Source organism: Tunturiibacter gelidiferens (assembly GCF_014201335.1).
GTDB classification, from domain to species: domain Bacteria; phylum Acidobacteriota; class Terriglobia; order Terriglobales; family Acidobacteriaceae; genus Edaphobacter; species Edaphobacter lichenicola_E.
Window position 1 is genome coordinate 179,830 of record NZ_JACHEB010000010.1, and the last position, 13,575, is coordinate 193,404.

At 56.4% G+C, this 13,575-nt stretch carries 11 protein-coding genes, 1 tRNA gene and 1 pseudogene; 4 read left to right on the plus strand and 9 right to left on the minus strand.

What is annotated here, in order from left to right:
- Window positions 1–144 precede the first annotated feature (144 nt).
- Together HDF14_RS19490 and HDF14_RS19495 are read left to right on the plus strand one after the other, a co-directional pair.
- Complete coding sequence (locus HDF14_RS19490; RefSeq protein ID WP_183979984.1) at window positions 145–564, plus strand: IS110 family transposase; 420 nt, start codon at window positions 145–147, stop codon at window positions 562–564.
- Complete coding sequence (locus HDF14_RS19495) at window positions 561–1,211, plus strand: transposase (protein ID WP_183979987.1); 651 nt, start codon at window positions 561–563, stop codon at window positions 1,209–1,211. The genes HDF14_RS19490 and HDF14_RS19495 overlap by 4 nt, the downstream gene beginning before the upstream one ends.
- A gap of 288 nt (window positions 1,212–1,499) precedes the next feature.
- Here HDF14_RS19495 and HDF14_RS19500 read toward each other — a convergent pair.
- From HDF14_RS19500 to HDF14_RS19535, 8 genes and pseudogenes are all read right to left on the minus strand, one after another.
- Window positions 1,500–2,197: pseudogene (locus HDF14_RS19500) on the minus strand (IS6 family transposase).
- 12 nt (window positions 2,198–2,209) lie between these two features.
- Window positions 2,210–2,422 carry a hypothetical protein gene (locus HDF14_RS19505; RefSeq protein ID WP_183979989.1) on the minus strand — a complete coding sequence of 71 codons (213 nt, stop codon included), beginning with the start codon at window positions 2,420–2,422 and terminating at the stop codon, window positions 2,210–2,212.
- Between the two features lie 100 nt (window positions 2,423–2,522).
- Window positions 2,523–2,864, minus strand: a complete 342-nt coding sequence (locus HDF14_RS19510) for a hypothetical protein (RefSeq protein ID WP_183979991.1) — start codon at window positions 2,862–2,864, stop codon at window positions 2,523–2,525.
- A gap of 865 nt (window positions 2,865–3,729) precedes the next feature.
- On the minus strand, window positions 3,730–4,275 hold the full coding sequence (locus tag HDF14_RS19515; protein ID WP_183979993.1) for a hypothetical protein: 546 nt from the start codon (window positions 4,273–4,275) through the stop codon (window positions 3,730–3,732).
- A 455-nt stretch (window positions 4,276–4,730) separates the two neighbouring features.
- Complete coding sequence (locus tag HDF14_RS27260) at window positions 4,731–5,915, minus strand: tyrosine-type recombinase/integrase (RefSeq protein ID WP_183979995.1); 1,185 nt, start codon at window positions 5,913–5,915, stop codon at window positions 4,731–4,733.
- Window positions 5,916–5,992: 77 nt separating this feature from the next.
- Window positions 5,993–6,068, minus strand: a tRNA-Lys gene (locus HDF14_RS19525).
- A gap of 187 nt (window positions 6,069–6,255) precedes the next feature.
- The gene (locus tag HDF14_RS19530) at window positions 6,256–7,110 is read right to left on the minus strand and encodes a menaquinone biosynthesis family protein (RefSeq protein WP_183979997.1); all 855 of its coding nucleotides are present in this window, start codon (window positions 7,108–7,110) and stop codon (window positions 6,256–6,258) included.
- Between the two features lie 90 nt (window positions 7,111–7,200).
- Window positions 7,201–7,797, minus strand: coding sequence for a biotin transporter BioY (locus tag HDF14_RS19535; RefSeq protein WP_183979999.1), 597 nt, complete (start codon window positions 7,795–7,797; stop codon window positions 7,201–7,203).
- 273 nt (window positions 7,798–8,070) lie between these two features.
- Here HDF14_RS19535 and HDF14_RS19540 point away from each other — a divergent pair, with 273 nt between their 5' ends.
- Window positions 8,071–8,460, plus strand: coding sequence for an FtsB family cell division protein (locus tag HDF14_RS19540; protein WP_183980001.1), 390 nt, complete (start codon window positions 8,071–8,073; stop codon window positions 8,458–8,460).
- A gap of 172 nt (window positions 8,461–8,632) precedes the next feature.
- Here HDF14_RS19540 and HDF14_RS19545 read toward each other — a convergent pair whose 3' ends face one another.
- Entirely contained in the window at window positions 8,633–11,128 is a 2,496-nt protein-coding gene (locus HDF14_RS19545) for an ABC transporter permease (RefSeq protein ID WP_183980003.1), read from the minus strand.
- 345 nt (window positions 11,129–11,473) lie between these two features.
- On the opposite strand from HDF14_RS19545, the gene HDF14_RS19550 reads away from it, so the two are divergent.
- Window positions 11,474–13,450, plus strand: a complete 1,977-nt coding sequence (locus HDF14_RS19550; RefSeq protein WP_183980005.1) for a peptidylprolyl isomerase — start codon at window positions 11,474–11,476, stop codon at window positions 13,448–13,450.
- Window positions 13,451–13,575 lie beyond the last annotated feature (125 nt).

Genomic DNA, 13,575 nt, shown 5'->3' on the forward strand with positions numbered 1-13,575 from the left:
CCACTTGTATGAAAAGTCACCTTTCAGGACAAGTGGCCGACCGTTCAACTATTGCTAACAGGCCAATGAACGCAATATAAAAGGCGCCCACTTTGCTGTAGGTTGTGGTTATTCGTATCACCACCTACCGAAAGGAGCGCCGTTATGAGCCAAGAGAAATATATCGGCATGGACGTCCACCAGGCGACGATCTCAGTTGCAGTCTTGGATTCTCGGGGCAAGTTGATCATGGAAAGTATTCTGGAGACGAAAGCAGCCACGATCCTTGAGTTTCTCCAGGGGCTGAACGGAAGTTTATCGGTGACCTTCGAAGAAGGGACCTCGGCGGCCTGGTTACATGACCTGCTGAAACCTCACGTCACCCGTCTCGTGGTCTGCGATCCACGCAAGAACGCCCTATTGAAAGACGGCAGCAAGAGTGACCGGATCGATGCGCGAAAGCTGGCGGAGCTGCTGCGTGGCAACCAGCTCACGTCGGTCTACCACGGCGAGCACGGGATGCGCACCTTGAAGGAATTAGGTCGCAGCTACGTGACCATTACGCAGGATCTACACGGGTCATGAGTCGAATCAAAGCACTCTACCGAAGCTGGGCCATTGCCTGCAGCGGTACCAGCGTCTATGCACCGCGGCATCGCGCAGAATGGTTAGGCAAGATCCCGCAACCCGGAGTTCGTCTCCGGGCCGAACGGCTCTATCAGCAACTGGATCTACTGCAGCCGGTGCGTCAGCAAGCGCGACGCGACTTGCTGAGCGAGAGCCGCAAGCATTATGCCGTGAAATTGCTTCGCCAGATTCCTTCGATCGGCCCGATTCGTGCAGCCTTGCTGGTTGCGCAGCTGCAGACGCCACACCGTTTCCGTACCAAGCGTCAACTGTGGGCATACAGTGGTTTCGCGCTTGAGACCCACGACAGCGGCGAGTACCGCTATGTCAGAGGGAAACTGCAACGAAACCGGGAGCGCGTGACCGTGCGCGGTCTGAGTAACAACCACAATCCCGAGGTGAAGAATCTCTTCAAAGGGGCTGCGATCTCCGCCAGCACTCACCCTGGCCCTCTGTACGATTTCTATAGTGCTCTTCTTGAGAAAAGAATGCGACCGACAATGGCGCGTCTCACCCTGTCACGAAAGATTGCCAGCATCACTCTAACGATTTGGAAGAAAGGAGCGGATGTCGACGCCACACAATTGCATCGGCAAGAAACTTGAGCGTCTGTGATGAAGAGCCCTCTCCATCTCCGGCGATTCTCTCTGGTGGTGGTCGATCGGGTTCTCGAGACGCCCGGTTCGAGGTGAGTATCAGTCAATGAGATCGGCCCTGTGTGCTTCGGCACCGAGTCACTAATGCACGCTATGCCTCCTCGGATAACCAGAAGTCTAGCTCCGATGTGGTGCTAATCATCGACCAGGCCGGCAAGGAAACGCGCTAGAGGGCATTGTCAACTTAAGACGTTGAGGGACATTCTGAGCTGGGAACGCTGCGGGTCTTGCGCTCGCTTAGGCCACGGTCACTTCCCGCCAGACCGCGAATGACCGCGATCGCAGGAGCCGGTGATTGCTAGACCTCAATAAGTGTCGGCCTACACGGAACAGATTCGGACGGCATCATGGAGGGACAGAAAACGTTGTGCGTGCCTGGCAGATTTGAATCGGCGCATTTGCCGTCCCCGCTGGCGCGTCGGCTGATGCGAGGCTTCGACGCGATTGTTGGCGTACCGCTCCACCCTGTGAGTCACGTTGCTGAAGATGCTTCGCATGGCAGCGGAGTCGCTTCTCAATTTGTCGGTAATGATCTGCAGTGGCTCCGAACCCTGGCCACGCAAGAGTTTTCGAAAGAATCGCTCTGCGGCGCGCTGATCACGATGCGGCTGGACCAGAATGTCGATCACGTCGCCGTCCTGATCCACGGCGCGCCACAAATACCGCTGTTGTCCGTTGATTCGAATGAAAACTTCATCCAAATGCCAGTGGTCGCCCAGCCGTCCCTCTCGTCGCTTCAACCGCCGAGCATAGTCGAGACCGAACTTCTCACACCACTGCCGGATCGTTTCATAGGATACGATGATGCCGCGCTCGGCGAGAAGATCTTCGACATCCCGGAAACTCAGGCAGAAGCGATGATAAGCCCACACCGCATAGCTGATGATCTGGGAAGGGAACCGATAGCCGGAGTAACGAAAGCAATCACTCTTCATGGCACCAGTGTTTCAGGTTTCGTGCGCAAGTTGACAATGCCGTTCTGTGGCCGAATCCACGTCCACCGCAGCTTCCCCACTAAGACCGCTCTCGCTGTAAGCTTCTTTGTCCTCGTGGAGGATGATTTCATCCGGCATAGGCGTAACGCCCGTGACAATCGGATCGCTTACAGTCACAGTGTTCGGTGGCATTGGATCTTGGCTGTCATCTAGGGGGACTGTCATCGTTAGACCTCGTTGCAGGATTCACAGTCCTCACCGTGCTTGACGAGGGCCATGTAACAGGCTTTGATGTCATTCAGGCGGTCTAGGGGTTCCTCAGTGCCTAAGCGAGCCGTCGCCAGCCCTCAATGAACCCTAAGCTTTTAATCTGTTCGGAGTCCAGGTCGATGGCCTCACAGCAGACGTCCAGACTTTCCTCGACCCAAGCTTTTGATGCAGTACTGCTCAGTTCGTGGATATCTTGCTCTCCAATTCCCGCGAGACGAGCAGCCACATTCAGGACATGAGGATTTAGATGGATAGCGACTAATACAGGACTGCCTTTAGCCGACGCGGTGATTTTGAGATAGCCATCTTTGGTTTTTATGAACGCGAGCCTATAAATCACCTCGAACTGCTCAGGGAAGCGCGCACCGAACGCTGGGACAGCGGAGATGAAGCGCAAACATGATCGTTCTCAATCTCTTCTGTTTCTACTTCCAACTTATTCGCGGCTATCGTTTGAAAGCAGCGCACACAAATCGAATTCCAAGTGCCATCGACATTGAGTTTTCGGGGAAAGCGTGGGAGAGACAACTGCGCCATTATTCGGACCTCCGACCGAGAAGCATAAATGAAATCCAAAAATAATTTGTCGGCTGGCAGACATTTCGGGAAGCCTTTTCATCTCAGAAAAACTGAGGTTCATCTTTTCATTGCCCCGATTTTTACTCAGACCTCATTGCACTTTTCACACCTGTCGCCATGACTCACCATTGCGTTATACGTCCACAGAAGATCAGCACGGCTCGTGCTCGTCCTGGCAGGACCCCATGTGTTAACGCACTCGCCAGCTGCCTTTAGGAAACGTAGCGAGAGTTCCAATCTTTCAACGCACGCTGGCATCCTCTCAATATTCGGAGGAGATAGCAGGGCATCATTCTGTACTGGCATTTTTTTTACCTCTTTGATAATTTGCACACGATTCTGATGACTGGGAGAGCCAAGCAGGCACTCTTTATAGTGATTTGAGGCTCAAGCGTGTTTCACCTCAGTTTTCCGCTGAACTAAGATGAACTCACTTGGTAGACGCAGTGCGAGTATTTCCCCAAATGTCCAAAGTGAGGACACCGGGAATAGTCCATGGTCAGCCGCACGATGTCTGCTGGTCGAATCAGCTTCTTGCAGGATGGGCATTTGTCGGAAAGGCTTTCCTCGGTTGGGAATTTCCAAGTCCGTCTCATGGAAAGAGTATAAACGAACAAAAAGCGAAACTGTGTGGATTTCGTCAATGAAATCAAAGCAGCCGTACACGCTTGCAAATGCTAGACTTACGGGCATGAACGACGCTGCGATTGCAACAAGTTGAAAAGATTCTTCAGCTTAACCCATGGAGCCAGTATACGAAGGTGATAGACCAGCCGCAGTGTCTGAACGCGCCACTCTTCCGGATGTGCGACGGGGTTGAATTGGTCCGCGACAAGATTTTGATTGTCGAACGGATTCACGAGAATGATTTCATCGGCATACAGGCTGAAAGGGAAGACGTTCTGCAACATCATCTCGGGATCGTTCTCACCTAAATAAAGCGCGCATAGAGAACTATCAGGCTTCGGAAGAAGGCTCAAATAGTCCGTGTCGGTCCGCCAAAGCCCTGCAATAAACGAATAGAATCCACGAATTCGAGAATCTGACATCTTCGCCTTGACCGCGTCCCAAGGCTGGTTGAGGCTAAAAATATCTGAGGTCGCCGCTATAAGGGCTAGATTTCTCTTTTTGAGACTTGGTGAGGCTCGAATCCAGTCCCTACGGCGTTCGCGTCCTTCATCCAAGGACATGCAGCAATGCTTGTACTTTTTCGCTAACCGCAGCGGCATTGCTCATTTCGTCCAAGTGCCATCGCGACCATGTTACTGGACTGCTGATGAAGAGCATTTTGCGATCATCGTATGGGTGTCGCAAGTAACCGCCCGTTAGGCTTTGCGCTATAACTTTCCGTCCAATTCGATTACATGATCGACGCTCTCAATCAGAAAGACTACCGCGCCACTCTCCCGAACAGCATCCCGGTCGTTGTCTAAATGCGCATTGTGCACAACAGTGATCAATGACTCGATCGAGGAGTCCCAAGTACGTATTCAGCGCATTCCCGTCGGTGTTCTCCTCTGAGTCGGGCACGCGTTCGGGGTTTTACCGTCGTCCTGCTGCTCACAAAGTGGCCCGCAAATCGCTATCTGAATCCTTATTTCGCGTGTGGGGAATGGCGTGGGGAATAATGTGGAAAAGGTTTGTATCCCTTTTGTTTGCAACGTCTGTGAATCCCTGGGGGGAATCACTTCATTAAGCCCTGGCCGAAGGTTCCGATAACTAGCCCATCGAGTCTTTCTTGGCGAGCCGCTACCCACGGCGCGTAACTCTTCTCTGTAGTTTTGATAGAAGTATGGCCCAGCAGCTTGCTGACCTCTTCTAGAGGAATCCCCTTCTGCAATAGACTGACCGCGAACGTATCCCGCAACTGATGCGAGTGGCCGCCTGCGATTCCCGCCGCCCTAAATACCCGTCGGAAGGCTCGCTCCCACACATCTACCGCAGCCTTCGGTTTGCCATCTTTCCGGTTCCAGAAGACATAGTTCTTGTGCTCACAAAGCCCCGCGACATCCAGGACCTCCTTAGCAACCTCTGGAGGCAGCGGTACGGAGACATGAACGCCCGTCTTTTGCCTGCTGGTCACCACTCGGTAAATTCCTTTTCTCTTGTCCTTTACAATCTCGGTCCGCTGCAAGGTCACAGCGTCTTGAATGGCAAGACCGCTATGCCTCATGAGCCGGATAAGCCCACGTAGTCGTTTTGCTCGATCGGGAGAACGGAACTCGGTCGAAATGGCGTCCAAGAGCTTTGCGTATTGCTCTTCAGTCAAGGGCAAGGTCGGCGGCTCTAAGACCTTTATTGGAGAGAGTTGAGGTGTATGGTCCATCATCCGCGAGTTGAAGCAGTAACGGAGAAAGCCTCGCAATCGCTCCTGAACTTTGGAGCGCGTCAAGGAAGACGCATACAGACTTGCCCATCCGGCACGGAATTCGGTTAAATCAGTCAGACCAATTTCCTGCGGGAAGAACTTGCCCCGCCTCGACACGAAGTCGACCAGACGCCCTAGCTCCCGCTTGTGCTTTTTATGCGCGGTCGGATCCAGACCCTGCGTCAGCTTGTCGGAAAGGAAAAGCTCAACGGCTCTTTCGATGGACGGACGGACTTCTGGCTTAGCAGCAGCCTGAACGGGGATCGACGCGGCACTCCCTGCAAACTGCGCCTCAAGCTGTCGCCGCTTTTCCTCCGCTACTATCCACGATGCGGTCTTCGCCGACCTGCGAAACTGCTTTCCTCCGTACGACCAGCGGTGGTGCTTAGGACATCGGCAGTTACGGTAGAACTCGTCTCCTTTGCGGGGACAGCCTTCTCTGTGCCTGACAAAAATCGCGATAGAGGGGATCGTGTAAAACGGGACAGTCTGAGTGATCATCGCAAAAAGGCTAGCACAGTCTTAGCACAGTCTCCTAGCTTCGCGCACTAAACCATTCATTATAGGAGGATTAGAAGTGGTGGACGCGGTAGGGATCGAACCTACGACCAGTCGATTAAGAGTCGAATGCTCTACCAACTGAGCTACGCGTCCATTTGGTTTTTGCTCCTGGAGAAGGAGATCGGTGAGAGTCTTTGCATGGGGTGTTGCAGGCAGCACTCAATCACGCGACTTATTAAAGATAACACAGCTTGCAGCGTAAAACAGGCCTGCAAGCTGTGACTTGGATGAAAGTGTTTGCACTGTGCGGTCGCGCTTGAGCGGTTGCGATCTGGTCAGTTTAGCCTACGAAATCTACGTTGGCGCGGTGAGGGATGATGCCGCGGTCGTAGCCCATCGCAAGCAGCTTGCGAATGGCGTCTTTGCCGTCTTCGCCGTAGTTGAGGGTGCGCTCGTTGACGTACATGCCGACGAAACGGTTCGCGAGGGTGGGGTCCAAGTCGCGCGCGAACTGCATGGCGTAGGCCAGTGCCTCTTCGCGGTTGTCGAGCGCGTGCTGGATGCTGTCGCGCAGGGCGTTGGTGGTGGTGAGGAGGGTTTCGGCACCGAGGGAGCGGCGGATGGCGTTGCCGCCGAGAGGGAGGGGAAGACCGGTCTGTTCGCGCCACCACTGGCCGAGGTCGAGCAGCTTGATGAGGCCATCGTTGGCGTAGGTGAGTTGGCCTTCGTGGATGATGAGGCCGGCGTCGAATTCCCCTGCAACGACAGACGGGATGATCTTGTCGAAGGGGACGGTGACGGTCTCGATCTCGGGAGCGAAGAGCTTGAGGGTGAGATAGGCGGTGGTGAGGGTGCCGGGGACTGCGATGCGCGTCTTCTTGACTTCGTCGAGCGAGAGCTTGCGGGGGGCGACGATCATGGGGCCGTAGCCTTCGCCGACGCTGCCGCCGCAGGACATGAGGGTGTAGTTGTCCTGCAGGTAGGGGTAGGCGTGGAAGGAGATGGCGGTGACGTCGTAGAAGGCCTCGTTGATGGCGCGATGATTGAGGGTCTCGATGTCGGTGAGGGTGTGGGTGAACTTGTAGCCGGGGACTCGGACCTTGTTGGTGGCGAGGCCGTAGAACATGAAGGCGTCGTCGGAGTCGGGGCTGTGGGCGATGCTGATTTCCTGAATTGCGGTGCTTGCGGTGGTCATGATGCTTCCTTCGGTTTCGTGATGCTTGTGTGATGCGCAGTGGGGAGTGGCTGCGCTAAGTTTGATTGCGTGCGGCTGGATGGGTCGCGTTTAGGACTGGCGCCAGCGTTTGATTGAGCTGAAGATGCCGGCGGCCGCAGTGATCTTGACGACTTCACCGGGAAGGAACGGGGCGATGGCCATGGTCCAGGTGGCGGCTGCGCTGGTGTGGAGGAGATGGGCGAGCCAGCCTGCTCCGAGGATGAAGATGGGTGCGCTGGCGAGGGTTGCGGCTGCGAGGCCGGCACGGAAGGGGGTGGTGATGCGCTGCATGGCGCGGACTGCCCAGCCAGCGGTTGCAGCAGCCAGAGGATAGGAGAAGAGATAGCCTGCGTTGGGGCCAAGAAGGTGAGCGATGCCACCGATGCTGTGAGGCGTGAAGACGGGGAGGCCCATCGCGCCTTCGGCTAGATAGAGAACCATCGCGGAGAAGCCGGCGACGGGACCGAGCAGCATGCCGATGAGGATGACGGCGAAGTTCTGCAGGGTGAGGGGTACGGGCGTGAAGGGAAGCGGGAGAGAGATGTGAGCGCAGATGGCCACGAAGGCGCTGGCCGCGACGGTGAGGAGGACTTTGCCGGAGAGAGATTCCTGAAGCGATCCGGTGCGGTGGGTGAGACCGAGTTGAGAGGAGGTGGCGGATTGCATGCGGGAGATCCTTTCGCGCTGTTGTTGCTTAGTGATTTTGTGCTGCGGTGGAGGTGTTGAGGTTGGGTGTCAGATTGTACGTTCCACACAAGAAGGATAACAAGGCGGCTGGGTTCGTGCAGGCTATTCGGTCATCAGCGTGGATACGAAAGGTGTGGAGATCAAATTTTTACAGACCTTGTACCCGAAGGCGGTATGAAGTAGGTACGTGCGTGTGGGAATTGGGGATTTCCACTTGACGGTAGGAAGAGTGAAGTCTGTACTGAAATTGGGATGACTCGTTTGAATACAACTGGCGCGGTGTCGAAGCGGTCGAGTACGATCGTGCGCCTGTATGAATGTGGCCGGCTGGGGTGGCGGAAGGTCGCTACTGGCGCGGCAGCGGTGCTTGCGGTGGCGATGGGGTATCACGTCATCTTTGGGCAGAACGGGTTGACTGTGTATCAACAGAAGCGGAACGATGCACAGAGCCTGGATGGTCAGTTGCACAGTCTGCAGCGTGAGAATGATCTGTTAAAGGGGCATGTGGAGCGGTTGCAGAACGATCCGAATGCGATTGAGCATCAGGCGCGCGAGGAACTGCACTACACGCGGCCCGGCGAAGTGATCGTGTATATGCCGGCACCGGCTGGATCGAGTTCTGCGGGTACGGCGAAGCAGTAACTGCGTCTGGCTGGCTGTACCATCTCCTATTTCAATTGTGATTCGATAAATCTGGCGGGTTGCTCGTCATTGGGTTTGTCGAGGCTGTTGGTTGGCGAGTCGCGATACTCGTACGGATGGCTACGCGAGGGTTCCGTACTGAATCGTTTTGGAACCCTCGGATTCTCCTTCGCTACTCGGACCGTAGTGCCTGGGTGAGGTCGACAGAGGCTGCACGACGCGCCGGAAGCAGAGAGGCGGCCAGCGCAAGTAGCAGGAGCGAGAGTGTCGCAAGGGTAAGCACGATTGGGTCGAATGCGCTGACGCCGAAGAGGAAGGTTTTAATGAGCCGGGAGGCGGCGAAGGCTCCTACCAGACCTATTGCACAACCGATGAATGCGAGTTTGGCACCCGAGATAACGACCAGGCGAACGATACCCGCGCGCTGAGATCCGAGAGCCATCCGAATTGCCATCTCCTGCACGCGCAGCGCGACCGAAAACGCGATGACGCTGTAGATGCCCAGGACTGCCAACAAGACAGCGATGAAGGCGAAGGAGGAGATCAGAGCGGTGTTAAAACGGCGTGGAGCTTCCGTGTCTGAGAGGGCGTGCTCCATACTCTGGACCTGGGTGAGTGGAAGCTGCGGATCGATAGAGTGCACGGTAGAGCGTAAGAGATTCTCCATCTGCTCGGGAGCCAGTGAGGTTCGCACTGCGATGTATCCGCCATCGCCGCTGATGTCAGTCGGGGAGCCGAGCGAACCCGCCATCGCTTCCTCTTGTTCGACAGGCTTGTAGTACTGCTGTTTCAAGGGGAGATCGGGTGAGTTCTCTTTCACGTCCGCGACTTCGCCGACTACGGTTGCCCAAGGGGTTGTCATGCTCTCTGAGCCGATACGAAACCGCTTGCCGATGGGGCTTTGATTCGGCCAGGATTGCTGGGCGAGCATGTGGTTGACGATGACGACGGGTGGCTGGCTGGCGTTGTCATCCGGGGTAAAGAGTCTGCCCTGGAGGAGCGGGATCCCAACCGCACGGAAGTAGTCGCCTTGAACTGAGATCGAGGTTCCGAGATCGAGCCCTCCCGCAGCTGGCGGCAGAACGTGGCCTTCCGCTACAAAAGCGCTGCTGGAGTTGTTGCCGCTTGCAGGGAGGAAAGTGGTGAGGCCGACACTTTTCACTCCGGGGAGAGCCTGCAGACGCGCTAAGAGCTGGTGACTGAACTCATTAACGACCGTCTGGTTTCCATACTGTTGTCTGGGAAGACTGTAGCTGGCGACGAGTGTATGGTCTGGTTGAAAGCCGAGATCGACCTGGCGCATCTTTTCAAAGCTGCGAAGTAGAAGCCCAGATGCGGTCAAGAGGACCAGCGCTACGGCGATCTCAGAGACGACCAAGGCTGACCGCAATCTGGCGTGGCCTCCGCCTGAGGTGCCAGTTCGGCCGCCTTCTTTCAATGTGTCGTTGACGCTGGTGCGAATGGCGGCGAAGGCAGGGGCGAGACCGCAGAGGACGCCGGTTATGATCGCGAGGCCGAGAGCGAAGACAACGACTGGCCAGTCGAGGCCGATCTCACTGACCCGCGGCAGGGTTTCGGGTAACGCCTGAATTCCTACGCGCAAAGCTACGGCAGCGAGGATCAACCCCAAGACACCTCCAGATACGCTGAGGACGAGGCTTTCGAGGATAGCCTGCCAGAGCAGGGTGGAGGAACTGGCGCCCAGTGCCAGGCGGACGGCGATCTCGCGGCGTCGTCGGATGGAGCGTACCAGAAGAAGGCCGGCGAGGTTCGCGCACGCGATCAGAAGAACGACAGCAACAGCGAGAAAGAGAGTGCGAACGAGTGGTCGTGCTTCTGCGACCGTCTCTTCGTCGAGCTGCCTGACGATGGAGGTGATGCTGAATCCGGCCATGAAGGCGGGATAGTTCCGGACAGTCTCTTTGGCGACAACGTTTGCGTCCTCTATGGCCTGAGGGATGGTTACGCCCGGTTTAAGGCGGCCTACCATCTGAAAGTTCCACGATGCTGCACCGATGCCAAGTTCCTCCGGTCGGAAGCTGATGGGCACCCAGAACTCACTGCGGTTAAGGTGGCCAGGAACAAGAGGGAATTCGAAGTTGCGGGGCATCACGCCGATGATGAGGTAAGGCTTTCGGTCGAGCAGGACCTTGCGGCCGAGGACGTTGGGATCCCCCTGAAAACGGGTCTGCCAGGTGGCGTAGCTGAGGACTATGACCTGCTGGTGCTGATCGTCCTCCTGCTGCGTAAAGAAGCGGCCCATGAGGGGCTGGACGGCGAGGGCGGGAAAGACACCGCCGCTCATGCGAGCAGCATTGACGTTGGCTGGGTCGCCAACGCCCGAGAATTCGTAGCTGGTGGTTTGGTAACCGCCCAAACTTGTGAAGCTGTGAGTATCACGGGTGTAGTTGCGGATGTCTGGCGCGGTGACACCGGCTTCATTGTTACCGCCGCCGGTGTCCAAGCCTTTCAGTATGTCGGCGAGGACGACGAGGCGGCTTGGGTCGGGGAAGGGCAGCGGACGCAGCAGAACGCCTTCTACGAGAGAGAAGATCGCGGTGGTGGCACCAATGGCCAAGGCCAGCATCAGGATGGCCGTCGCGGCGAATCCGGGGGACTTCGACAGGTGGCGGATAGCAATCTTCAGGTCACTAAACAGAGAGCGCATGCGGATCCTCGTAAAGCTGTGCTTGAGACTAATAGAGCAATCGCGATGCCGGAACAGTTTTTGGGAAGCTCCTTTTTTGTCAGTTAGTTAGCGTGCTACTACGATGCTGTTGACGGTTGATGGTGTCCATATGCGAAGCGAATCGTCCAAAGATGGACACTTGTGTTGCAGGGCGCGGGCGGAAGATGAATTCCAGAGGCTAGTGATTTATACTTGTCGCTTGCCCTGCAACCGGCGTGGCGTTGGTCGAGAGACCTCCCCGCAAGGTCACGCAAAATCCCGGGCACGCAGCCAATTCTCCTTGTGGAGAGCGGCTTTCGCGCGAAGTGAAGGTTCTAGTCAAGCATGATTCGTATTCTGCAGCAGGACAACCGCATTACGAAGATTATCTTCGCCGTCATTATTGGATTTGCCGTGATCACAATGGTGATTACGCTGGTGCCCGGCATCTTTGACAACGCGACGACCAACGATTCGTCTGTGTATGCGACGGTGAAGCAGCCTGGTTATTTTGGGCGCGTGTTTGGCGAAAGCACTCCGATCAAGACGGTTGAAGTGAATCAGCTGGCGAGCCGGCAGTTGCAGCAACAGCACTTTCCTGACGCGTTGCTGCCGTACTTTTTGCCGCGTGCGGGGCAGATTCTGGTGCAGCGGGCGATCCTAAAGCATGAGGCTGACAGGATGAACCTGCAGGTGAGCGATGAGGATCTGCGCCGCGAGCTGCAGACCGGACCGTTTGCGCAGTACCTGTTTCCGAATGGCCAGTACATCGGCGACGATGCCTATATCAACTTTGTCCAGAGCGCGTTCCAGACGACTCGTGGGGACTTCGAGTCGCAGGTGAAGAGCGACATGGAGCTGAACCGGTTGCAGGCGTTGATCACGGGCGGAGTTTCTGTCTCGGATAATGCGGTGCGCGAGGCTTATAAGGTCGATGGGACCAAGGTGAAGTTCGATTACGCGGTGATCTCAGCCGATGATGTACGCAAGACGATCAATCCGTCGGACTCGGAGCTGCAGGCGTTCTTCAAGACGAACGCGGCAAAGTATGCGAATGCCGTTCCTGAGACAAGGAAGATCGAGTATGTCTCGTTCGATGCGTCGAACCTGCCTGGCGGGAAGCCGCAGATCTCAGACGCCGACGTACTGGCGTACTACAACGCGCATAAGGATCAGTACCAGGTGAAGGAGCAGTCGAAGGTTCGCCATATTCTGATCGCGGTGCCCGCGGGTTCTGATGCGAAGACTGACGCTGCTGCGAAGGCGAAGGCCGAGGACATCCTGAAGCAGATTAGGAGCGGCGGAAACTTTGCGGATCTGGCGAGCAAGAATTCGGACGATCCGGGCAGCAAGACGCAGGGCGGCGAACTTGGTTGGCTGGACCCTGGTAAGACGGTGCCGGAGTTCGACAAGGCGGCGTTTTCGCTGCCGGTTGGACAGACGTCGGATTTGATCAAAACGCAGTTTGGGTACCATATTTTGCAGGTTGAGGATAAGAAGACCGCGCATCTTCGTCCGCTGGAAGAGGTGAAGCCGGAGATCGTGCCGGTGCTCGAACAGCAGCGGGTAGGCGCGGCGGAGCAGACGTTTGCTTCTGCGCTGGCTGCAGATGCGAAGAAGAACGGTTTGGAGAAGGCGGCTGCATCCAAGGGTTTGCATGCAGTTACGACCGACTTCGTTGCGAAGGATGGCGTGATTGCCGGGCTGGCTGATGGTTCGCCGCTGCTGACCCAGGCGTTCTCGGTGGTCAAGGGTGCGGATCCGGCGGCGGTTGCTACCGGCGATGGATTTGCCGTGTTCCAGGTGACTGATGTGAAGCCGGCACATGCTCCGGAGTTTGCGGATTACAAGTCGCATATCCTCGAGGACTATCGTGAGCAGCAGGTCCCTCAGTTGCTCAGCGCGCAGTTGAACAAGTTGGACGAGCGGGCGAAGGTGCTGAACGATCTGAAGAAGGCTGCGGCGGAGATGAACGTTACGCTGAAGACGAGCGACCTCGTGGGCAAGGATGGTCAGGTACCGGATCTTGGCGCCATGAGCGGTGCAGGTTCGGTGGCGTTTTCGCTTCCTAAGGGTGCTATCTCAGGACCGATCAATGCGGGACGGGTTGGAGTGGTTCTGAGCGTGATCGACAAGCAGGAGCCCACGGACGACGACACTGCGAAGAATTTCAACGCAACGAAGGACAAGCTGCTGAATGATCAGCGGGAGGAGATCTTCCGTGTGTACATCGGTGAGCTGACGCAGAAGTATGAGAAGGGCGGCGCTGTGAGGTTCTCGAAGCAACAGCAGGCACAGCCGGGCTTGCCAGCAGGGAATTAGTTGCTCGCCTAACGTAGTTGAAGATGCCCCAGGGGAAGAATCTCCTGGGGCATTTTTGTCTTTTGCGCCGGTTTGGGCGTCGGCCGCGTGCGAAGCCCGATGCTACGCTGGTGGATCAACTCTCG

What these genes read in the sequence shown, in the direction of transcription:
- HDF14_RS27260 (WP_183979995.1), bottom strand. Translation starts at nt 5,915, where the DNA reads ATGATCACTCAGACTGTCCCGTTTTACACGATCCCCTCTATCGCGATT.
- HDF14_RS19515 (WP_183979993.1), bottom strand. Translation starts at nt 4,275, where the DNA reads ATGCCGCTGCGGTTAGCGAAAAAGTACAAGCATTGCTGCATGTCCTTG.
- HDF14_RS19540 (WP_183980001.1), top strand. Translation starts at nt 8,071, where the DNA reads ATGACTCGTTTGAATACAACTGGCGCGGTGTCGAAGCGGTCGAGTACG.
- HDF14_RS19490 (WP_183979984.1), top strand. Translation starts at nt 145, where the DNA reads ATGAGCCAAGAGAAATATATCGGCATGGACGTCCACCAGGCGACGATC.
- HDF14_RS19545 (WP_183980003.1), bottom strand. Translation starts at nt 11,128, where the DNA reads ATGCGCTCTCTGTTTAGTGACCTGAAGATTGCTATCCGCCACCTGTCG.
- HDF14_RS19505 (WP_183979989.1), bottom strand. Translation starts at nt 2,422, where the DNA reads ATGACAGTCCCCCTAGATGACAGCCAAGATCCAATGCCACCGAACACT.
- HDF14_RS19535 (WP_183979999.1), bottom strand. Translation starts at nt 7,797, where the DNA reads ATGCAATCCGCCACCTCCTCTCAACTCGGTCTCACCCACCGCACCGGA.
- HDF14_RS19550 (WP_183980005.1), top strand. Translation starts at nt 11,474, where the DNA reads ATGATTCGTATTCTGCAGCAGGACAACCGCATTACGAAGATTATCTTC.
- HDF14_RS19495 (WP_183979987.1), top strand. Translation starts at nt 561, where the DNA reads ATGAGTCGAATCAAAGCACTCTACCGAAGCTGGGCCATTGCCTGCAGC.
- HDF14_RS19530 (WP_183979997.1), bottom strand. Translation starts at nt 7,110, where the DNA reads ATGACCACCGCAAGCACCGCAATTCAGGAAATCAGCATCGCCCACAGC.